General features: G+C 62.5%; 20 protein-coding genes, 1 tRNA gene and 1 rRNA gene. 17 read left to right on the top strand and 5 right to left on the bottom strand.

Going from position 1 to position 18782, the window contains the following annotated elements; all coding sequences use genetic code 11:
- From CAP2UW1_RS11455 to CAP2UW1_RS11440, 4 genes are all read left to right on the top strand, one after another.
- Positions 1–726 carry a Crp/Fnr family transcriptional regulator gene (locus CAP2UW1_RS11455; RefSeq protein WP_015766775.1) on the top strand — a complete coding sequence of 242 codons (726 nt, stop codon included), beginning with the start codon at positions 1–3 and terminating at the stop codon, positions 724–726.
- Between the two features lie 14 nt (positions 727–740).
- The gene (locus CAP2UW1_RS11450; RefSeq protein WP_015766774.1) at positions 741–3245 is read left to right on the top strand and encodes a DNA translocase FtsK; all 2505 of its coding nucleotides are present in this window, start codon (positions 741–743) and stop codon (positions 3243–3245) included.
- Positions 3242–3856, top strand: a complete 615-nt coding sequence (gene lolA / locus CAP2UW1_RS11445) for an outer membrane lipoprotein chaperone LolA (RefSeq protein ID WP_015766773.1) — start codon at positions 3242–3244, stop codon at positions 3854–3856. Before CAP2UW1_RS11450 ends, lolA begins: the two co-directional genes overlap by 4 nt.
- A gap of 129 nt (positions 3857–3985) precedes the next feature.
- Positions 3986–4062, top strand: a tRNA-Val gene (locus CAP2UW1_RS11440).
- Between the two features lie 342 nt (positions 4063–4404).
- On the opposite strand, the gene CAP2UW1_RS11435 is transcribed toward CAP2UW1_RS11440, so the two are convergent.
- Both CAP2UW1_RS11435 and CAP2UW1_RS25550 read right to left on the bottom strand, forming a co-directional pair.
- Complete coding sequence (locus CAP2UW1_RS11435) at positions 4405–5790, bottom strand: PAS domain-containing sensor histidine kinase (RefSeq protein ID WP_015766772.1); 1386 nt, start codon at positions 5788–5790, stop codon at positions 4405–4407.
- On the bottom strand, positions 5765–5941 hold the full coding sequence (locus tag CAP2UW1_RS25550) for a hypothetical protein (protein WP_199931452.1): 177 nt from the start codon (positions 5939–5941) through the stop codon (positions 5765–5767). The genes CAP2UW1_RS11435 and CAP2UW1_RS25550 overlap by 26 nt, the downstream gene beginning before the upstream one ends.
- Positions 5942–6293: 352 nt before the next feature.
- Here CAP2UW1_RS25550 and CAP2UW1_RS11430 point away from each other — a divergent pair, with 352 nt between their 5' ends.
- From CAP2UW1_RS11430 to hybE, 12 genes are all read left to right on the top strand, one after another.
- A complete protein-coding gene (locus CAP2UW1_RS11430) occupies positions 6294–7481 on the top strand; it encodes a hydrogenase small subunit (protein ID WP_015766771.1) in 1188 nt (395 codons plus the stop codon).
- A 1-nt stretch (position 7482) separates the two neighbouring features.
- Entirely contained in the window at positions 7483–8517 is a 1035-nt protein-coding gene (gene hybA / locus CAP2UW1_RS11425; RefSeq protein ID WP_015766770.1) for a hydrogenase 2 operon protein HybA, read from the top strand.
- The gene (nrfD, locus tag CAP2UW1_RS11420; RefSeq protein WP_015766769.1) at positions 8514–9017 is read left to right on the top strand and encodes an NrfD/PsrC family molybdoenzyme membrane anchor subunit; all 504 of its coding nucleotides are present in this window, start codon (positions 8514–8516) and stop codon (positions 9015–9017) included. The genes hybA and nrfD overlap by 4 nt, the downstream gene beginning before the upstream one ends.
- 138 nt (positions 9018–9155) lie before the next feature.
- On the top strand, positions 9156–9680 hold the full coding sequence (locus CAP2UW1_RS11415; protein ID WP_012806124.1) for a DUF6431 domain-containing protein: 525 nt from the start codon (positions 9156–9158) through the stop codon (positions 9678–9680).
- A gap of 129 nt (positions 9681–9809) precedes the next feature.
- Positions 9810–11132 (top strand): DDE-type integrase/transposase/recombinase, encoded by a 1323-nt coding sequence (locus CAP2UW1_RS11410; protein WP_012806985.1) that lies wholly within the window; start codon positions 9810–9812, stop codon positions 11130–11132.
- Positions 11133–11134: 2 nt separating this feature from the next.
- Positions 11135–11929 (top strand): ExeA family protein, encoded by a 795-nt coding sequence (locus CAP2UW1_RS11405; protein WP_012806122.1) that lies wholly within the window; start codon positions 11135–11137, stop codon positions 11927–11929.
- Positions 11926–12123, top strand: a complete 198-nt coding sequence (locus CAP2UW1_RS11400) for a hypothetical protein (RefSeq protein WP_012806121.1) — start codon at positions 11926–11928, stop codon at positions 12121–12123. Before CAP2UW1_RS11405 ends, CAP2UW1_RS11400 begins: the two co-directional genes overlap by 4 nt.
- A 137-nt stretch (positions 12124–12260) precedes the next feature.
- The gene (locus CAP2UW1_RS11395) at positions 12261–12950 is read left to right on the top strand and encodes a polysulfide reductase NrfD family protein (RefSeq protein WP_015766768.1); all 690 of its coding nucleotides are present in this window, start codon (positions 12261–12263) and stop codon (positions 12948–12950) included.
- 23 nt (positions 12951–12973) lie between these two features.
- Complete coding sequence (locus CAP2UW1_RS11390; RefSeq protein ID WP_015766767.1) at positions 12974–14677, top strand: nickel-dependent hydrogenase large subunit; 1704 nt, start codon at positions 12974–12976, stop codon at positions 14675–14677.
- Positions 14678–14749: 72 nt separating this feature from the next.
- A complete protein-coding gene (locus CAP2UW1_RS11385) occupies positions 14750–15241 on the top strand; it encodes a HyaD/HybD family hydrogenase maturation endopeptidase (protein WP_015766766.1) in 492 nt (163 codons plus the stop codon).
- The gene (locus CAP2UW1_RS11380) at positions 15241–15537 is read left to right on the top strand and encodes a HypC/HybG/HupF family hydrogenase formation chaperone (RefSeq protein WP_015766765.1); all 297 of its coding nucleotides are present in this window, start codon (positions 15241–15243) and stop codon (positions 15535–15537) included. The genes CAP2UW1_RS11385 and CAP2UW1_RS11380 overlap by 1 nt, the downstream gene beginning before the upstream one ends.
- Before the next feature lie 16 nt (positions 15538–15553).
- The gene (gene hybE, locus CAP2UW1_RS23780; protein WP_015766764.1) at positions 15554–16186 is read left to right on the top strand and encodes a [NiFe]-hydrogenase assembly chaperone HybE; all 633 of its coding nucleotides are present in this window, start codon (positions 15554–15556) and stop codon (positions 16184–16186) included.
- Between the two features lies 1 nt (position 16187).
- Here the strand turns inward: hybE and CAP2UW1_RS11370 are convergent, their stop codons facing one another.
- The gene (locus tag CAP2UW1_RS11370) at positions 16188–17132 is read right to left on the bottom strand and encodes an MBL fold metallo-hydrolase (RefSeq protein WP_015766763.1); all 945 of its coding nucleotides are present in this window, start codon (positions 17130–17132) and stop codon (positions 16188–16190) included.
- A gap of 92 nt (positions 17133–17224) precedes the next feature.
- Here CAP2UW1_RS11370 and CAP2UW1_RS11365 point away from each other — a divergent pair, with 92 nt between their 5' ends.
- Complete coding sequence (locus CAP2UW1_RS11365; protein ID WP_015766762.1) at positions 17225–18058, top strand: alpha/beta fold hydrolase; 834 nt, start codon at positions 17225–17227, stop codon at positions 18056–18058.
- Here CAP2UW1_RS11365 and msrA read toward each other — a convergent pair.
- On the bottom strand, positions 18042–18590 hold the full coding sequence (gene msrA / locus CAP2UW1_RS11360; RefSeq protein ID WP_041567824.1) for a peptide-methionine (S)-S-oxide reductase MsrA: 549 nt from the start codon (positions 18588–18590) through the stop codon (positions 18042–18044). The genes CAP2UW1_RS11365 and msrA overlap by 17 nt on opposite strands.
- 75 nt (positions 18591–18665) lie before the next feature.
- Positions 18666–18779 (bottom strand): 5S ribosomal RNA (gene rrf / locus CAP2UW1_RS11355).
- Between the last annotated feature and the right edge of the window lie 3 nt (positions 18780–18782).

The following is an 18782-nucleotide window of genomic DNA, read 5'->3' as shown; positions in this document are numbered from 1 at the left end:
ATGAACACACAGGTCGAGCAGCCCAGGAGGGGACCCAGCCTGACTTTGCTGCATAGCATTCCGATGTTTGCCGGCGTGCCGGATTCACAACTCGAACAGATCGCCAAAGTCGCCTTTCATCGCCGAGTGCCGCGCCTGACAACCATCGTGCGCGCCGGCGACAGCACCGACTCACTGTACGTGCTCATCAGTGGCGGCGCCAAGGTTCTCAACAGCGATGAAGAGGGACGCGAGGTGATTCTGACCCTGCTCGGCCCGGGAGAGTTCTTCGGCGAGATGGGGCTGATTGACGGCAGCCCGCGTTCGGCCGACGTCGTCGCGACCGAGACCTGCGAACTGCTGGTGATCACCAAGAACGACTTCAAACGCTGCCTGGCGGAGAACTTCGACCTGTGCCTCAACATCATGAAGAGTCTGGTGCAGCGCTTGCGCGAAGCGGATCGCAACATCGAGAGCCTGGCCCTTCTCGACGTTTACGGCCGCGTCGCCAAGCTGCTCATCGACTTCTCCGAAGACGAGCGCGGGCAGCGCGTGATCAGGCGGCGCCTCACCAAGCAGGACATCGCCAAGATGATCGGTGCCTCGCGCGAGATGGTCAGTCGTGTGATGAAGGATCTGGAGAATCGCGGATATTTCCGGGTCGAGGAAGGCCGCATCGTCATCATTGAGAAGCGTCTGGCAGCGAGTCCCGCACCCGTGCCAGCCTCCCGCCCCCAATCAACCTGAACTCCTTTGCTCCGATGGCCCTGCTGAACAAACTTGCCGGCCGAATGGCGTACGCCTCGAGCGCGCCAAGCCCACTCCCGGAAAAGATCGCGATCCTCCTGCAGGAAGCTCGCTGGCTGATCCTGATCGCCATCGCGACCTTTCTGGCGCTTTCCCTCTGGGGTTACCAGCGGAGCGACCCCGGCTGGTCGCATGCCGTACACACGACGACCCTGCACAATCCGGCGGGTCGTACCGGCGCCTGGCTGGCCGATCTGATGCTGTACATTTTCGGCCTTTCCGCCTGGTGGTGGACGGTTCTGCTGATTGCCTTCGTCTGGTGGGGTTATCGGCGTCTCGATGGTCAGCGCCCCAGCGATCGACGCCCGCTCTATATCGCCCTCGCCGGCTTCGTCGTGCTGATCGTCGCCAGCAGCGGGCTCGAGGCACTGCGGTTCTACACCCTAAAGGCGACCCTGCCCGTCGGTCCGGGCGGCGTCATCGGCATCGAGCTAGGGGCCATCGCGGTACGCTATCTTGGTTACACGGGCGCGACGCTGGCCCTCTTCGCCATGCTGGTGCTCGGCTGGAGTATTTTCTCGGGGATGTCCTGGATCACCGCTGCCGAACGTGTGGGAGGCCTCTTCGAGGCGGCCATCGTGGGCGTTGGCGGGCTGTTCGAGCGCTGGCAGGACCGCCGAATCGGCCGGGAAGTCGCGCGTGAGCGTGAGGCGGTGGTCGAGGGTGAGAAGAAGCGAAGCGAAGCACATGAGCCGACGCTGGCGCAGAAACCGGAAGCGGCCAACCGGCCCGCCCTCAAGCCCGCCAAGCGCCCTGCTGTGCATGAGGAACCAACACTGAGTGATCGACCGGCGACGCCCCACGCCGTGCCGCCCACCGAATCCGAGCCGCCGCTTGACCCGCAGACACCGAGCAAGGCGATTGAGGAGTTCGCAGCAGTCGCACCACCGCGGCTACCACCGAAAGTCGAGAAACGCATGGAACGTGAGCGGCAAGTGCCGCTGTTTCCGGAAGCCGTACCCGGCGGCATGCTGCCACCGCTGCATCTCCTCGAACCCGCGCCGCTGCACGGCGACCGCGTCAGGCCCGAGACGCTCGAGTACACTTCGCGTCTGATCGAGCGCAAGCTTGCCGACTTCGGTGTCCAGGTGGCGGTGACCGCCGCCTACCCCGGCCCCGTCATCACCCGCTATGAAATCGAGCCCGCCGTGGGTGTCAAGGGCGTACAGATCCTCAATCTCGCCAAGGATCTCGCCCGCTCGTTGTCGCTGGTCTCCGTGCGCGTCGTCGAAACGGTGCCTGGCAAGTCCTCGATGGCGCTCGAACTGCCGAACCCCAAGCGGCAGATGGTGCGCCTGCTGGAGATCATTTCCAGCAAGGAGTACAGCGACATGAGTTCGCCGCTGACGATGACTCTCGGCAAGGACATCGGCGGCCAACCGACCGTCGTCGACCTGGCCAAGATGCCACACCTGCTGGTCGCCGGCACGACCGGCTCCGGCAAGTCGGTCGGCATCAATGCGATGATCCTGTCACTGCTCTACAAGGCCGAGCCCGATCAGGTGCGGCTGATCCTGGTCGACCCGAAGATGCTCGAACTGTCGATCTACGAGGGTATCCCGCATCTGCTCGCGCCGGTGGTGGTGGACATGAAGCAGGCGGCCAACGCCCTCAACTGGTGTGTCGCCGAGATGGAGAAGCGCTACAAGCTGATGTCGGCAATGGGCGTGCGTAACCTGGTCGGCCTCAATCACCGCATCCGGGATGCCGAAAAGAGCGACGAGAAGATCCCCAATCCGGTTTCGCTGACCCCCGACAGCCCCGAACCGCTGAGCATCCTGCCTTACATCGTCGTCGTCATCGACGAACTCGCCGACCTGATGATGGTTGCCGGCAAGACCGTCGAGCAACTGATTGCCCGGCTCGCCCAGAAGGCCCGTGCGTCGGGGATTCACCTGATCCTGGCGACGCAGCGACCGTCGGTCGATGTCATCACCGGTCTGATCAAGGCCAACATCCCGACCCGAATCTCGTTTCAGGTTTCTTCGAAGATCGACTCGCGGACCATCCTCGACCAGATGGGAGCCGAGGCCCTGCTCGGCCAGGGAGACATGCTCTTCCTCGCACCGGGCACTGGCTATCCCACGCGAGTTCATGGTGCCTTTGTTGCCGACGAAGAGGTCCACCGGGTAGTCGACTACCTCAAGAAGGTGGGTGCCCCGGCGTACGTGGACGGCGTCCTCAGCGGTGGCGGTGCCGACGAAGACGGTGACGGCCCAGCCGGCGCTGACAACGGCGCCTTGGACACCGATGGTGAAGCCGACCCGGTATACGACCAGGCCGTCGAAGTGGTGCTGAAGAACCGCCGGGCATCGATTTCGCTGGTTCAGCGCCATCTTCGCATCGGCTACAATCGCTCGGCACGCCTGATCGAAGCGATGGAGAAGGCTGGACTCGTTTCTGCGATGGACGCCCGCGGTGGTCGAGAAGTCCTGGCCCCGCGCAGGGACGAGGAATGATGCGCCGAACCCTGTTCGCAGCCATCTGCCTGCTCATCACCCAGACAGTGAGTGCTGGGGCAATCGACAAGCTGCACCAGTTCCTCGAATCGACGCGGACCATGCGCGCCGAATTCGCGCAAAGCGTCGCCGCGAGGAATGGCCGCAAACCGCAGTTGTCGAGCGGTGTCATGATGTTCGCGCGCCCCGGCAAGTTTCGCTGGGAGATCGAGAAACCGTATGCGCAGTTGCTGGTAGGAGATGGAGAACGCGTATGGATCCACGACCCCGATCTCCGCCAGGTCACCGTCCGGAAGGTGGGCAGTGCCCTCGGCGGCACACCAGCCGCTCTACTCGCCGGTGAAAGCACGATCGAGAAGAACTTCACCTTGCGCGAGGCGGGCGACAAGGATGGACTGGAGTGGGTTGAGGCGACGCCGCGATCGCCCGACAGCGGTTTCGAGAAGGTGAGCCTTGGCTTTGCCGGGAGTGATCTGAGGGCGATGGAACTGCTTGACAGCCTCGGCCAGACCACCTCGCTACGGTTTGCCCATCTCGAGCGCAATCCGCGCCTTGCGCCATCACTGTTCCGCTTCACCCCGCCGGCCAATAGCGACGTGATTGGCGAGTGAGCACCGACCACCGTGCCCGCTGGCTCCGTCATACACGGCGCTCGACGAGGTTCGCACCGCTTGACTTGCCGTTGGCTGGCCGTATAATGCGCACTTCCCTGAAGTCGCTTGCACTTGTGGCTTCACTGGAGGCGCGTAGCTCAGCTGGTTAGAGCACCACCTTGACATGGTGGGGGTCGTTGGTTCGAGTCCAATCGCGCCTACCAAGGCACATCACCGAAAGTTCCCGGTGAAACTTCCCGGTGTCTGGTAGAGAGCTTCTCGGCAAAGCAGCAGATGTTTCGTCAGCCGTCCGAATGAACTGCCTTGGGGCGCTTTTTTCGTTCACCGCCTCGCGGGCATCCCGGCAACCTCTCTTTGGCGCCTGATGTTGGGAAAATGCGAGTTTCCGTCAGACGATGAAATCCTAAAGGCGCAAGTCGGTGGCCTTGATACCCACCAACTGAACTTCGTTGCTCTCCCGGCTTATCAACGCGTAGCTACCAACGGTGGCGACACGAGGTGACCGACGCCCGATGCAGCGCGCCGAGGCACCACCCATACGTTGGCTAAACCGGCGCGAGCGGCAGCGTCAGCGTGAATACAGCGCCCCCTCCAGGCCGATTCGCGGCTTCCAGCTTGCCACCGTGCCGCTCCACAATGCCATAGCTTATCGACAGCCCAAGCCCTGTTCCCTGTCCAACCGGCTTGGTCGTGAAGAAAGGGTCGAAGAGGCGCGGCAGGTTTGCTTCGGCGATTCCCGGTCCATTGTCGACAAAGCTGAGGATCACCGTACCGTTGCACCGCTCGGCACTGATCTCGAGAGTGGGGGCTTCGCCCCCTGCAGTGGCATCCCGCGCGTTCTGCACGAGGTTCATCAGTACTTGCTGCATCTGCCCGGAAGAGCCAATGATGGGCAGTTCTTGGGGCAGATCCACAGTCACACGAAAACCCTGCATGGCCGCCCGTGTGACCCAGCGCACCGCCCGGGCGAGAACTTCAGCGAGGTTGACCGGCTCGTCGGCACTGCGATCGACAGCCGAGAAGCGCTTGAGTCCGTCGACGATGTCGCGTGTACGCTCGGCGCCTTCAGTCATGCCGTCGAGAAGCGGAGTGATGTCCTCCAGGATTCGATCAATGCGCAAGTCCTGCCGCATCGCCTCCAGCGCCGGTGATCGCACGCAGGCGTCCGAGTGCACCGCATCGAGATAGCTCTGCAGGCGCGCCGCATAGCGTCTGATGGCCAGCACGTTGCCGAGAACGAAGCTGATCGGATTGTTGAGTTCATGCGCCACACCAGCGACCAGACGGCCGAGCGAGGCCATCTTTTCCGCCTGCAGAAGCTGTTGCTGAGTACGCTTCAGATCCTCGTGCGCCTGCCGCAGAGCATGATAAGCACGCCGCAATTCGCCGACCGGCCGCCCGGTGAGAACCATCCCGACCAACTTGCCGGTTCCCGACAAACGCGGCGTGCAATTCAGCGAAACCGGCAGCGAGTTGCCGTCGCGGCCGCTGATCAGCAGCTCGCAATCCTGGACCGACGCCGGCCGCGCTGCCGAAAAGAAGTCGCGAGCCCTTTGCCGTGATACGTCGTCGGCAAAGAGTTCGCAGACCGGTCGTCCATACAGAACGGTCTCGTCCTGACCGATGAAACGCCGCAAGGAGTCGTTAACTTCCTGGATGGCCCCGTGCCGGTTGCAGACAATCAGGATATCCGACATGGACGCCAGAACGCTTTCGATGAACTGCTGCGAGTCCTCGAGGGCAGCATTCTTTTGCTCGAGAGCGACCTCGTACTGCAGCAGGTCGTTGTACACCTCGTCCATCTTGCGGATCACTTCGATCCAGACCGCCTCGTCGACCCCGTGGAAAACCGCTTGCGCTTCCGGCAGGCCGTCGGCGGCGATCGGCGAGTGCGCCTGCAGCGCTTCAGTGGGTGACCGGAAACTGGACATCGCAAGGGTCCTCGCCATCCAGCGACTCCCGGCTTGCCCCGGCACGCTTCAGCGCAGAGTCCGTCGGCAGGCGACAGGGAACGCGCGACACGCTGTTGCGGGTCGGCACCCGGGCAGCTTGGCGATCCAGCGAGCAGCGGAATTCGTTCATGTCGAGATCGTAGGGGGAATCAACGCGGCGTGCAACGATGAAATCGGGCGGTGAGAGCGAGCAGCGAATATCGTGGTGGTCCGCCGAGAACGCCTATCTCGCGTGCTGAACTCAGGACAACCCGCCGCTCTCGACGCCGGTGGATACCAGGTTTCCACTTCGAACTCCAGACGCAAAGCTCGCTTACTGAAGTGGCCGCCGTACCCAAAACCAAGCCCCTGTTTATTACCAACATCTCTCCTTGGCACGCTTCTTGGGTGCAGTTGCGGCATTGGCTACACAAGTGCTTTCGGGGGCGGTATCGATGTGAACCTCCCGACCTGCGGTCGGGCGACGAGATAGGGGGCGGGAAATGGCAAACACCAGTCTGCTGAAGCTGGAAAGTGATGCGAACATCGCCGTCGCGAGCAAGCGACTTGGCATGCCGCGACGAGAGTTTCTGCAGTTCTGCGCCAGCGTGGCAGCCAGCCTGGGTTTGCCGGCGGGAGCCGACGCGGCGGTCGCCGAAGCGGTCGCGGCCAAGAAGCGGCCATCGGTCATCTGGCTGCACTTCCAGGAGTGCACGGGCTGCACGGAGTCGATGCTGCGCGCCGAGCACCCGACCCTCGAGCGGCTGATTCTCGACGTCATTTCGCTCGATTACCACGAGACGCTGTTCGCTGCTGCCGGCCACCAGGTCGAAAAGGCACGCAGGACGGCCATGGCGGAAAACAAGGGCAGCTACATTCTGGTCGTCGAAGGCGCGATCCCGACGCGCGATGGCGGCATCTACTGCAAGATCGGCGGTCAGACCGCGATCGACCTGACGAAGGAGTGTGCCGCAGATGCCGCGGCCGTGATCGCCATCGGCTCGTGCGCGAGTTGGGGCGGTATGCCGTCGATCATGCCATCCAACGGCGACCCGAACCCGACCGGGGCCTCCGGTGTCGCGGCGGTGCTCGGCAAACCGGTGGTGACGATTCCGGGTTGCCCTCCGAACCCTTACAACTTCCTGTCGACGGTAGTGCACTTCCTCACCTTCGGCGCGTTGCCGCCAGTCGACGACCTGGGTCGGCCGAAGTTTGCGTACTCGCGCCTGGTCCATGAGAACTGCGAACGCCGTGCCCACTTCGATGCCGGTCGTTTTGCGATCGACTTTGGCGACGAGGGCCACCGCAAGGGCTACTGCCTCTACAAGCTCGGCTGCAAGGGGCCGGAAACCTACGCCAACTGTCCGAGCATCCTGTTCGGCGATGCCGGTGCTGGCACCTGGCCGGTGGGTTGTGGCTGCCCCTGCATCGGGTGTACCGAGCAGGGTGTGGGCTTCAGCAAGCCGATTCACATGCTGGCCAAAGTAAAGAACGTCGACCCGCCACAGCAGTATCCGCGCATCGTCGAAGAGAAGGGGATGGGCGCCACCCTGGGGTCGGCCGCAATACTTGCTGCCGTTGCCGGGGCAGCAGCCGGTGGCGCGGCCGTGGTGGCGCGCAATCTGGGCCTTTCCCACAAGGCTGAGGAGGCCGAAAGAACGAGGGCTGCGAGCGAAAAGACGGAGGTGTGAGATGGCTACCGAACTTGCTGATAAACGAACCGATGACAACTCCCGTCGCCACTTCCTCAAAGGCTGCGTCGGTGTCGCCGGCGCAGCCGTTGTGGCCGGCACGGTCAACACCCCGGCCAGCGCGCGTGACACGTACGAGCGCCCGCCCGAGGCGCTTGGCCTCCTCTACGACGGCACGCTGTGCATCGGCTGCAAAGCCTGTGTCGCGGCCTGCAAGCGAGCCAACGACAATCCGCCCGAGTTCTCGACAACCGACCAGCTCTGGGACACGCCTCTAGATACCAGCGGCTACACCTTCAATATCATCAAGATGTATCGCAGCGGCACGATGGCCAGCAAGGATGACGAGACCAACGGCTACGCCTTCATGAAGACCTCGTGCATGCATTGCGCCGACCCGTCGTGCGTTTCAGCCTGCCCGGTGACGGCGATGACCAAGGATCCGAAGACGGGCATCGTCGCCTACGACGCCGAGGCTTGCGTCGGCTGTCGTTACTGTGTCGTCGCCTGTCCTTTCGGCATCCCCAAGTACCAGTACGATTCGCCGACGGGCAAGATCGGCAAGTGCGAGCTCTGTCGGCATCGCTACAAGGATGGTCACTACTCTGCATGCGCCGAGGTCTGCCCAACCGGTGCGACGCTCTACGGCCGGACCAGCGACTTGCTGAGCGAAGCCAAGCGACGTCTGGCGCTCGCACCGGGCAGCCTGACCACCTATCCGCGCGGCAACCTCAGCGGCGGGCCGGACCAGAGCTACCAGGGCTACGTCGGCAAGTACAAGCAGCACGTGTATGGCGAGACCGAGTACGGTGGCACGCAGGTTCTCAAGCTCTCGGCCGTCGACTTCGAGAAGGTCGGCATGCCCTACCTGCCGCCCAAGTCGTCGGCGTCAACCTCGGAAACGATTCAGCACACTCTCTACGGCGGCTTGCTGATGCCGTTTGCAGTCCTTGGGGCAATGACCTATGTCGCCAAGCGCAACGTGCATCATGAAGACGATGCGCCGACGGACGAACGGCGGAAGGAGGGATCATGAGCGCTCGCCAGCATGCCGCACCGGCGCCGGTTGGCGGCAGCCTGTTCAATGCCACGACCCTTGTCTGTGGTGTTCTCATGACGGTCATGGCAACGATCGTCGTGGTCCGTCTTCTTTTTGGACTCAGCTCGACAACCAACGTCAACGATGGCTACTCCTGGGGAATCTGGGTTGTGGTGGACGTCTTCATCGGTTCGGCCCTGGCCTGCGGCGGCTTCTGTATGGCGTTGCTGGTCTACATCTTCAACCAGGGCAAGTACCATCCGCTGGTGCGTCCGGCGTTGCTCGGCAGCCTGTTCGGCTACACGCTGGCGGGTGCCGCGATCACCTTCGATCTCGGTCGCTGGTGGAACTTCTGGCACATCTTCTGGCCAGGCTACTTCAACGTCAACTCGGTGATGTTCGAGGTCGCCGCCTGCATCACCTTGTACATCATCGTCATGTGGATCGAGTTCTCGCCGGTGTTACGTCCGCCCCTAAACGGGATTGAAGGGCTTTGAATATCGCGCGTACTTTGAGCAGGAAGATCGAAGGATCTCCTGAGCGAAGGCGGAATGAAGAAGGACGGAGAAGGGCTGGAACACCTCTGCTATCGTGGGAAGTTATCGAGACGACCGAGATAGAAAAGAGCCCAGCCCATGCAACGAATTGTAGCCGGCATCACCACGCTTGAGCAGCACGTTGAGACGACTCAAAAGGCCGCTGAAGTGTATCGACCGAAGTCGTGCCCGCACTGCGGGCTGGGAGTGGTCCATCAGCATGGTCACTATGAGCGAAAGGCCGACCGCCGAGCCGTGCCGCCACGGCTCAACCCGATCCCCATCCTTCGCTACCGTTGTGCCGGATGCCGACGCACGTGTTCGCGCCTGCCGGAATGTATCGCACCGCGACGCTGGTATGACTGGTCGGTGCAACAGCAAGTCCTGCAGCAGCGGCTGAACGGCGCGGCAGAGCACCCCGGCGGTCCACCTGACCGGCACACGGGCGCGCGCTGGTGGAACTGGTTGCAGGAGCGGGGAAAGGACTTTGTGTTTCACCTGCGCGTGCGCTTTGCCGAACTCGGCCGGGCCGTTGACACGCACGGCTTTTGGCACCAGGTGTTCAACAGCCTGGGTCTGCCGCGGGCCATGTTCTGGCTCGATCAAGAGATGAGCGTCCCATGATTTCCTGACACCGAGCGAGTGGCGGACGGTGGGGACCCCGCCCGGGCGGGGTCCCCACACAGTTTGCTCGTGGCATTATTTCGGCCCTTTTGTTTTGATGACGACTCCCATTCACCCCGAGGAGTCGTCATGAATCGAATCAATCCGATCGCCTTGTTTCGCCTGTCCGTCCTGGGTTCGCTGACCAGCCGGGAACGGCTGGATCACGGCGAATTGCAGCAGACCATCCGCGCCCTGGCCGAGCGCGAATACACCATTCCCGGCACGCGTCGGCGCCATGTTGCCGAGAAGACGATTCAGGGCTGGTATTACACTTACCTTGCCCAGGGCATCGATGGCCTGACACCCAAGACCCGTATCGACCGCGGGCAATCGAAGCTATCGCAAGCCATTCAGACCGCGATCCTTGCCGCGAAGCGCGACAACCCGCGCCGCTCGATCCGTCAGATTCGCCAGTTGCTCGAAGCCACCGGAACGGTGGCTCGCGGCAGCCTGTCGCGCTCGACGGTCCACCGGCTGCTGCAACAGCACGGCCTGTCGCGGATCAGCGGCTCGGCCAGCCTGCCCGAGGAGAAGCGCAGCTTCGTCGCCGCTTCCGCGGGCGCCATCTGGTATGGCGATGTGATGCACGGTCCCCGCGTGCCTCACGAGGGCAAGCTCGTCAAGGGGTATCTCGTCTCGCTGTTCGACGATGCCTCACGTCTGGTGGCTCACAGCGCTTTCTGCCCCGGCGAAACGGCGCTCGACATCGAAGGGGTGCTCAAGCAGGCGCTGCTGAAGCGAGGCATCCCGATCAAGCTCGTCGTCGATAACGGCGCGGCCTACCGCGCTGAGACCCTGCAGGGGATCTGCGCCCGCCTGGGCATTCACCTGATCTATTGCCGGCCCTATGCGCCCGAGGGCAAGGGCAAGTTGGAGCGCTGGCACCGGACCTGCCGCGACCAGTTCCTGTCGGAACTCGACGAGCGCCACATCAACAGTTTCGAGGACCTCAATGCGCGTCTCTGGGCCTGGCTGGAGCGGGTCTATCACCATACGCCGCATGCCGGCCTCGACGGGATGACGCCGCTCGCGCGCTACCAGCAGGATTTGTCGAAGATTCGTTCGCTGGGAGCGCTGGCCGCGCAGCTCGATGCCTTGTTCCGGTATCGCGTCAGCCGTCGAGTCAGGAAGGATGGCACGGTGTCGTATCAGGGGGCGCGCTTCGAAGTGCCTTTCGAACTCTCCGGCAAGACGGTGTGTCTGGTCGTCGATCCGCATAGCGGGGCGGTCATCGAGGTCGAGGACGAGCACGGCAAGGGGATCGGCGCCGCGACCCCGCTCGATGCCCTGGGCAATCTCGATCGCCAACGAAATAAATCCGACCCGACAGACGCCGCTCCCGCCTCGCCGTCTGGCCCGAATCTGATCGAACTCACCTATCGTCAGTATTACGACCGCAAAGGAGACTGAAGATGTATCTGCAACACTTTGGTCTGCGCCATCCGCCTCTGGGCAAGGACGCCGCCGAGCTGTGGGATGACGGTGCGCTGGCGCAACTCGCCGAGCGCTTCCAGTGGCTTCTGCAATCGCCGGGCCTCGGCCTGCTGACCGGCGAGGCCGGCGTGGGCAAGACGGCCGCCTTGCGCCTCGTGACCGCCAAGCTCAATCCGCATCGCTACCAAGTCATCTACCATGCCGAGACCGATTTCGGACGGGCAGACCTTTACCGGTGCCTGGCCCAATCCCTCGGCCTTCAGCCGAGTTATCGTCGCGCCCAACTGTGGCGCGACATCAAGGCGCATATCCATCATCTGGCCGACGCCAAGCAACTTCTGCCGGTCTGGATCCTCGACGAGGCGCAGAATCTGCCACCCGAATTCTTCCGCGATTTCCCCGCTTTTCTCAACTTCGCCTTCGATTCGCGCGATCTCATCACTGTCTGGCTGGTCGGTCACCCGATCCTCGCCCAAACCCTCGAACGGGCGTCTTACGCCGCACTCGCCGGCCGCATCCAGGCACGCGTGCATCTGCGACCGGTGCTCGAACGCGAGCGCTTTGCGCAACTCGTCGGCCATGCCCTCAAGAGCGCCGGGTGTGCGCATACCCTGCTCACCGATTCCGGCCTGGAACTCCTGCGCCAAGCCAGCAAGGGCCTGCCGCGCCACGCCGGGCGCATCCTGCGCACCGCCATGCGTCTGGCGGTGCCGCGCGCACTCAATCATTTGCCCGACGATCTGCTGCAAGCGGCTATCGAGGAGTTGCGATGAAACGCCGCCCTCACTCCCTCTTCCCCGACGGCCTCTCCGACGAAAGTGCGGCGGCGATCAGCGAGTTCCTTCACCAACTCGCCGCTGCTTGTGAGGCCCGCTACCTCGTCCAGCTTCGCCGCCACCGCAGCCGTCAGATGAACCTCTACGATCCCGAAGCCCCTTGGAGAATACCTCCAGGCGAGCCCTTCTAGCCCTCTCGTCCCACGCTGACGCCGGAACCTCTTCTTCCGGCGTCAGCGTGGGACTTTGCCATCATCTCAACCTCGAATGGCTCGGGTTGAAGAGTTCCAGATATCGCGGGACGTAACAGCCGGTCTTTCTCGAGAAGTTGGGCCTGCGCGACGCCCGCAAGAAGCTCGAGAAGGTGTTGTTCTTCTTCATCGCGCTTGGCGTCGTCCTGCCGATGATGCATCAGGCTTCACTGGGAACGATGCTCGTGGTCATGGGTGGCCAGGTCAATCCCCTCTGGCAGACCCCGATACAGCCCCTGCTGTACCTGCTTTCGGCAATCACGCTGGGCTATGGGGTCATACTGTTCGAGTCCTGCGTTGCCGCCTCGGCTTACCGTCGGCAAGTCGAGGTACCTTTGCTCAATCCGATGGCAACGGTGATGCTCGGTATCATTGGCATCTTTCTGGTGGCGCGATTTGCCGACCTCGTCGTTCGCGGCGTGATCGGCGAGGCCTTCCAGCCGACCTATATTGCGCTGACCTTCTGGATCGAGAACGCCTGTCTGTTCGCTGCTTTCCTGCTGATCCGCACGACCGAGGCGCGCCGCAATCCAGCGAGGCTGTTCCTCGCCGGCATCGCCGTCATGCTCAGCGGCATCCTGCTGCGCCTGAACGGCTTCCTGATCGCCTTCGACACCGGGCCGGGTTGGAGCTATTTCCCGTCTGTGCCGGAACTGTTGGTCACCATCGGCATCTTCGCCGCCGAGGTGTTCGGCTATATCTACATCACCCGCCGATTCCCGGTCCTGCCGCGTGAGGACGCGTACGCTCAGCCGGCGCGCAGCTAACGCTCTTACCAGGAGACAAGAAAATGTCGCAAAGAGTCACGATTGATCCAGTAACCCGAATCGAAGGCCACCTGCGTGTCGATGTCGAAGTGGACGGCGGCAAGGTCAAGAAAGCGTGGGCCTCTGGCCAGATGTGGCGAGGCGTCGAGAACATCCTGATCGGGCGCGATCCACGTGATGCCTGGGCGATCACCCAGCGCATCTGCGGCGTATGTACTACAGTCCATGCGCTCGCTTCGGTACGCGCCGTCGAGAACGCGCTGCAACTCGAAGTGCCGGTCAACGCCCAGTACATCCGGAACATGATCATTCTGGCGCATGCCGTTCACGACCATATCGTGCACTTCTACCACCTCTCGGCGCTCGACTGGGTTGATGTCACCAGCGCCCTGAAAGCCGACCCTGGCAAGGCAGCGAGCCTCGCCGAGAGCCTGTCGACCTGGTCGGGCAACAGCAAGACCGAGTTTGCCAAGGTCAAGGATCGGCTGACAGGATTCGTTGGTACCGGTCAACTCGGTATCTTCACCAACGGCTACTGGGGACACCCGGCGATGAAGCTCGCGCCCGAGGTCAATCTGATCGCTGTCGTCCACTATCTGCAGGCACTCGAGGTGCAGCGGCATGCCAACAAGGTGGTCAGCATTCTCGGTGGCAAGACGCCGCATATCCAGAATGTCGTGGTCGGCGGAGTCGCCAACGCCCTGGCGATCGACTCGCAGGCGGTACTGACTGTCGAGCGCCTGCTGGCGGTCAAGACATGGATCGATCAACTCGCCGACTTCGTCAAGAACGTCTACCTGATCGACGTCGCGGTCGTCGGCGGGTTCTATCCCGAGTGGACGGCGATCGGCCGCGGCATCGTCGACTACATCTCGGTTCCCGACATTCCGCTCGACGGCAAGAACACCCAGTTCGCGCTACCGGGAGGCCACATCGCCGGCGGAGACTTGGCCAGCTTCAAGGAAATCAAGACCCACAACGACGCTTACTTCAAGGACGGTGTAAGCGAATCGGTGAAGCACTCGTGGTACCAGGGAGGGAAAGGGCCGCTGCATCCATACAAGGGGGAAACCCGCCCGCAGTACACCGACTTCCAGGAGGATGGCAAGTACTCATGGCTGAAGGCGCCCACGTTTTATGACAAACCTATGCAGGTCGGTCCCTTGCCACGCGTACTGGCGATGGTTGCAGCCGGGCACAAGCCGACGGTGGACTACGCAACGCACGCACTCGAACTAGTGTCCACGATCGCCAAGACCAAGGTCGGTCTGGAGGCACTGCACTCCACCATTGGTCGGCACGCTGCGCGCGCCGTGGCCTGCGCGGTCGAGGTCGACGAACTGGCGCGACAATGGGATCTGCTCCTGGCGAGCATGGCCAAGGGCGACTTGAAGACCTTCAACAGACCGGCGTTCCCCAAGGGCGAGATTGCCGGCGTCGGCATACATGAAGCACCGCGCGGCGTTCTCTCGCACTGGATCGTGATCGACGATGGCAAGATCAAGAACTACCAATGCGTCGTACCAACCACCTGGAATGCAGCGCCACGAAACGAGAAGGACGAGCCCGGTGCCTATGAGGCCTGCCTCGCCGGAACGCCGGTCGCCATTCCCGATCAGCCGCTGGAAGTGCTGCGGACAGTGCACTCTTTCGACCCGTGCCTCGCCTGCGCAGTCCATGTCGTCGACCAGGAGACACGGGCCATGGTCAGCGTGAAGGTGGCTTGATGTCGCCCTCGATTTTGCTTTCTTCGCCGGGCTTCACCCCCGACATGGGCACCCCCTGAATTGGAAGCCGACATGCGAATCGTTGTGCTGGGTGCCGGCAACATTCTTTTGACCGATGAAGGACTCGGCGTCCGAGCGATCGAGCGCTTGCCGCTCAGCTATTGCTTGCCCCCAGCAATCCGGATCATCGACGCTGGCACCAGCGGCATGGAAATGCTCGAGGACCTTGAAGGGCTCGATGCGCTGATCATGGTGGACGCGATTCGCGCCGGCAAGCCACCAGGCACGCCGATCCGCCTGGCAGGCGATGCGGTCCCGGTGTTCTTTCGCAGCAAGCTGTCCCCTCACCAGATCGGCCTCGCCGACGTACTGGCCACCCTCGAACTCCTGGGCAGGGCGCCGAAGTACACCGCGATTCTGGGCATGCAACCCGAGTCCCTGGCGCTGGGCATGGAACTCAGCGAGACCGTCGAGGCGGGCATCCCGGAGTTGCTGCGCATGGTGGCCGACGAACTGGCAACGCTTGGCATGCACATACTGCCCGTGACCGCCGAGGCCGCCTGATGTGCCTGTCGCTGCCGATGCAACTCGTCGCGCTGGAAGATGCCGGTGGTGAAGGAGGCGAGTTCGCACTCGTCGAGCGGCGACAAGGGAGTGCCGTGCGGCGTGAGCGCATAAACATGATGCTGATCGGGCCCCAACCGCTTGGGACGTGGGTCTTGGCCTCACTCGGAATGGCCAGGGAGGTCGTCGATGATGACGCGCTGGTTCTGATCGAAGACGCGCTCGCCGCGCTCTCGGCCTCACTCGCCGGTGAATACGACCCAGAGCAGCATTTTGCCGACCTCCGAGCCGACTAGCGGCGCGCCGCCCATAATGGGCCGCAACGTCCGCAAGGCCGCTTTTCAGGCGCCACAGCCGTCGCCGGCACAACCCATCGCTGTGGACCCGACGCCGCTTCTCGAAACGATGTACCAACGCATCTGGGCAACGAGCATGCGCGATCTGCCGTTCATCAACCCTGCCCTTTCAGTGGAAGCGGTTGGCTTTCGTCGCTGGCAGTCCTTGACCGCATCTCCCCTGGCTGAGGACAACTCACCGCAACCGAGTGGCGACCCGGCCGGCCGGTCGCGTCCATCTGCGCAAGGCGACTGGGTGGGCGCGCTGGTGACGCCCTGGTTCATCAATCTCTTTGTCCTTCCTGGAGGCGGCAACCTGTGGTCCGACCGTCCTGCCGGAGCGCGCTGCCACATCGAGTTCCCGATTGGTCCTCTCGAGTTCATCGCCGACCACGACGGCAGCGCCGAGATCCCGGCCTACCAGTACTGCCCGCTCTTCGCCCCTCCCGGGCAGTTTGCCTCGCAGACAGCCGCCCGCGCCGCCGCACTTGCCGCACTTGCTGCGCTTTTCAGCAACCCCAGCCCCCCGGATACCGAGGCGCCGAAGTCTGCGGTCGCCAAGACGGGAGCTTCTCGGCGGGCCTTCTTTCGGCGCATCGCCAAGGGCTGAATCAACTCTGCGTATCGAGCCAAACCACGAGACCTTGCGCGTTCAAGTCCAGATCCGTCGCAAACAGCTCCAACACCCGAGTCGGCGACAATCTGCAGCCGAAGCGTCGCACTTCGTCAAGGAGGAGATCCACCAGCCCGGCGCGGATGCGCGGGTACCTCTCGTCGCCCGCATTCCTCTCGGATCTCGCAATGCTGACATGCTTCTCGATCAAGCCATGCAGTCGCGCGGCCTTCGCCGCTACCTCCCGAACTTCGCTGTAATGGGTCAGGTAGAGCGCTGACGGCCGAAGACCCATCAACAGATCGAGCGAGGCATGCATCGCCGCGGGGTCGAACTGCACCGGAGTGGTCGTCGGGAAAATGAACTGACGACCATCGGTGTCGAGTTCACGATAGGAAAGACCGAAGATGTCGCCCGTGAAGATGTTGCCGCTCCGCCCATCACGGACGCAAACATGGTGCCGGGCGTGCCCCGGAGTATCCAGACAAAGAAGCTCCCTGCCAGCAAGATCGACCCGAGAGCCATGCGTCGCGAGAATGATTCGCTGTTCCTCGATCGGCAGAATCTTCCCATAAAGTCGAACAACTTCCGCCGCCCCATACACAGCAGTCACACCTGCCAGCAGCCTTGACGGATCGATCATGTGCGGCGCACCACGTGGATGCACCACGAGTCGTGCCTGCGGAAATGCCTGCATCATCTGCCCGGCCCCACCCGCATGATCGAGGTGGACATGCGTCAACATGACATAATCCACGCTGGCCGCCGTCAAGCGGAGAATCTTCAGTGCATCGAGTGTGCGCTCGAGCGCACCCTTGCTACCGGTGTCGACGATGGCGACGCGGCCATTCTCGACAACCAAGTGAATTGCGGCGAGTAGAGGCCGAACGTAACCAGCGTCGACCGCGTAGATATCATGCCCGAGACATTCGAAGGCGTTCATGTGCAGCGTTCCCTTTTCGCTGGACAGCGATTATAGTTGTGGTTGTCCGCATCTGCCCATCCGTACCATTTCCCTCCCTGCTGGCCCAATACATGACGCACTTCTTTGCCGACGATGGAGAAAAGATCCACGTTCAAGTCGCCGGTGATGGGTCGCCGGTCCTCATGCTTCACGGCTGGACCGCCAGCCATCGCGAGTGGACGCCATTTCTTGGCCAACTGATGGCGCACCACCGCGTCTATCGTTGGGATGCACGCGGCCACGGCGGGCATCGCCTGTCACGCGCGACCCTGCCGACGGTACAGCGTATGGCGCGAGACCTCCGTAACCTGATCGAACACTACGCGCTGCAGGACGTAGTGGCGGTTGGCCACTCGATGGGTGCCCTGACGCTGTGGCAATACATCACCGACAACGGGTGTAGAGACCTACGCAAGGTGTGCTTCATTGATCAGTCGCCAAAACTGCTCACTGACGATGACTGGTTGAACGGCATCTATGGCGACTTCGACCACGAACGTTCGGCAGCTTTTCTCCGCCAACTTGAACACGACTTCGCCGAATCGGTCCTCCAACTTGGCGGCATGGGTCTCAACGAGCAAGCCAGACGCAAGTATGCAGAAAATTCGCGTGGCCTGGAGAAGGCCAGACAATGGCTGCAGGAACAGGATCCAGCGCCGCTGATCGCCTGCTGGGAAAGCCTTACCGAAGCTGACTACCGCGCCACTCTCGGCAGGATCGACATTCCCGCTCTTCTCGTTTACGGGGGTGCCAGCAATTACTATCGCGCTGACACCGCGCACTACGTCAAGAGCCGGATCGCCGGTGCGGTGCTCCACATCTACGAAGGCACGGATCACTCGCCACACCAGTGGGAACGCGACCGTTTCGTCAGCGACCTGCGCGACTTTATTGATTCGCCTTGAGACGAGCGGAAAAGCGTTTGCGAAACTTCGCGAGCTTGGGGCTGACGACAACCTGGCAGTAGCCTTGGTCAGGATTGCGGCGAAAATACTGCTGATGATATGGTTCGGCGGCAAAAAAGCGCGCTGCCGGCAGTACTTCGGTGACGATCGGCGCAGACCAGAGCCGCTCGCTGTCTAGTTCGGCAATCACCGCCCTTGCCTCCCGCTCCTGTTCGTCCGTGTGGCAAAAGATAACCGACCGATACTGCGTTCCGACGTCATTCCCCTGCCGGTTAGGCGTGGTCGGATCGTGAATCGCAAAGAACACTTCAAGAATCTGCTGGAAGCTGCACTGCAGGGGATGAAACACGATCCGGACGACCTCCGCGTGACCGCTCCCTCCGTTGCAGACCGCCGCATAGCTCGGGCTGTCCAGATGGCCACCGCTATAACCCGACACCACGGACTCAACGCCAACCACCTGCTCGAAGACCGCCTCGAGGCACCAGAAGCATCCACCGCCGAGCGTGGCAATCTCGCTATCCGATTTCATCACCTGTTCTGCCTCCTTGCGGTACAAAGCACAAAGCCCTCGCCGCGGTTGCGGTGAGGGCTTTGTAGAAGGGGAGCCTGGCGGTGACCTACTTTCACACATGAAGTATGCACTATCATCGGCGCGCCTTCGTTTCACGGTCCTGTTCGGGAAGGGAAGGGGTGGGTCCAAAGGGCTATGGCCGCCAAGCGT

This window comes from Candidatus Accumulibacter phosphatis (genome assembly GCF_000024165.1).
GTDB lineage: Bacteria > Pseudomonadota > Gammaproteobacteria > Burkholderiales > Rhodocyclaceae > Accumulibacter > Accumulibacter phosphatis.
Note: the sequence above shows the minus strand (reverse complement) of the source record. Positions and strands in the feature narration are given on the sequence as shown.

Excerpts from the sequence above, each read along its gene's own strand:
- CAP2UW1_RS11455 (WP_015766775.1), top strand. The coding sequence starts at position 1 with ATGAACACACAGGTCGAGCAGCCCAGGAGGGGACCCAGCCTGACTTTG.
- CAP2UW1_RS11450 (WP_015766774.1), top strand. The coding sequence starts at position 741 with ATGGCCCTGCTGAACAAACTTGCCGGCCGAATGGCGTACGCCTCGAGC.
- lolA (WP_015766773.1), top strand. The coding sequence starts at position 3,242 with ATGATGCGCCGAACCCTGTTCGCAGCCATCTGCCTGCTCATCACCCAG.
- CAP2UW1_RS11435 (WP_015766772.1), bottom strand. The coding sequence starts at position 5,790 with ATGTCCAGTTTCCGGTCACCCACTGAAGCGCTGCAGGCGCACTCGCCG.
- CAP2UW1_RS25550 (WP_199931452.1), bottom strand. The coding sequence starts at position 5,941 with ATGAACGAATTCCGCTGCTCGCTGGATCGCCAAGCTGCCCGGGTGCCG.
- CAP2UW1_RS11430 (WP_015766771.1), top strand. The coding sequence starts at position 6,294 with ATGGCAAACACCAGTCTGCTGAAGCTGGAAAGTGATGCGAACATCGCC.
- hybA (WP_015766770.1), top strand. The coding sequence starts at position 7,483 with ATGGCTACCGAACTTGCTGATAAACGAACCGATGACAACTCCCGTCGC.
- nrfD (WP_015766769.1), top strand. The coding sequence starts at position 8,514 with ATGAGCGCTCGCCAGCATGCCGCACCGGCGCCGGTTGGCGGCAGCCTG.
- CAP2UW1_RS11415 (WP_012806124.1), top strand. The coding sequence starts at position 9,156 with ATGCAACGAATTGTAGCCGGCATCACCACGCTTGAGCAGCACGTTGAG.
- CAP2UW1_RS11410 (WP_012806985.1), top strand. The coding sequence starts at position 9,810 with ATGAATCGAATCAATCCGATCGCCTTGTTTCGCCTGTCCGTCCTGGGT.
- CAP2UW1_RS11405 (WP_012806122.1), top strand. The coding sequence starts at position 11,135 with ATGTATCTGCAACACTTTGGTCTGCGCCATCCGCCTCTGGGCAAGGAC.
- CAP2UW1_RS11400 (WP_012806121.1), top strand. The coding sequence starts at position 11,926 with ATGAAACGCCGCCCTCACTCCCTCTTCCCCGACGGCCTCTCCGACGAA.
- CAP2UW1_RS11390 (WP_015766767.1), top strand. The coding sequence starts at position 12,974 with ATGTCGCAAAGAGTCACGATTGATCCAGTAACCCGAATCGAAGGCCAC.
- CAP2UW1_RS11385 (WP_015766766.1), top strand. The coding sequence starts at position 14,750 with ATGCGAATCGTTGTGCTGGGTGCCGGCAACATTCTTTTGACCGATGAA.
- CAP2UW1_RS11380 (WP_015766765.1), top strand. The coding sequence starts at position 15,241 with ATGTGCCTGTCGCTGCCGATGCAACTCGTCGCGCTGGAAGATGCCGGT.
- hybE (WP_015766764.1), top strand. The coding sequence starts at position 15,554 with ATGGGCCGCAACGTCCGCAAGGCCGCTTTTCAGGCGCCACAGCCGTCG.
- CAP2UW1_RS11370 (WP_015766763.1), bottom strand. The coding sequence starts at position 17,132 with ATGAACGCCTTCGAATGTCTCGGGCATGATATCTACGCGGTCGACGCT.
- CAP2UW1_RS11365 (WP_015766762.1), top strand. The coding sequence starts at position 17,225 with ATGACGCACTTCTTTGCCGACGATGGAGAAAAGATCCACGTTCAAGTC.
- msrA (WP_041567824.1), bottom strand. The coding sequence starts at position 18,590 with ATGAAATCGGATAGCGAGATTGCCACGCTCGGCGGTGGATGCTTCTGG.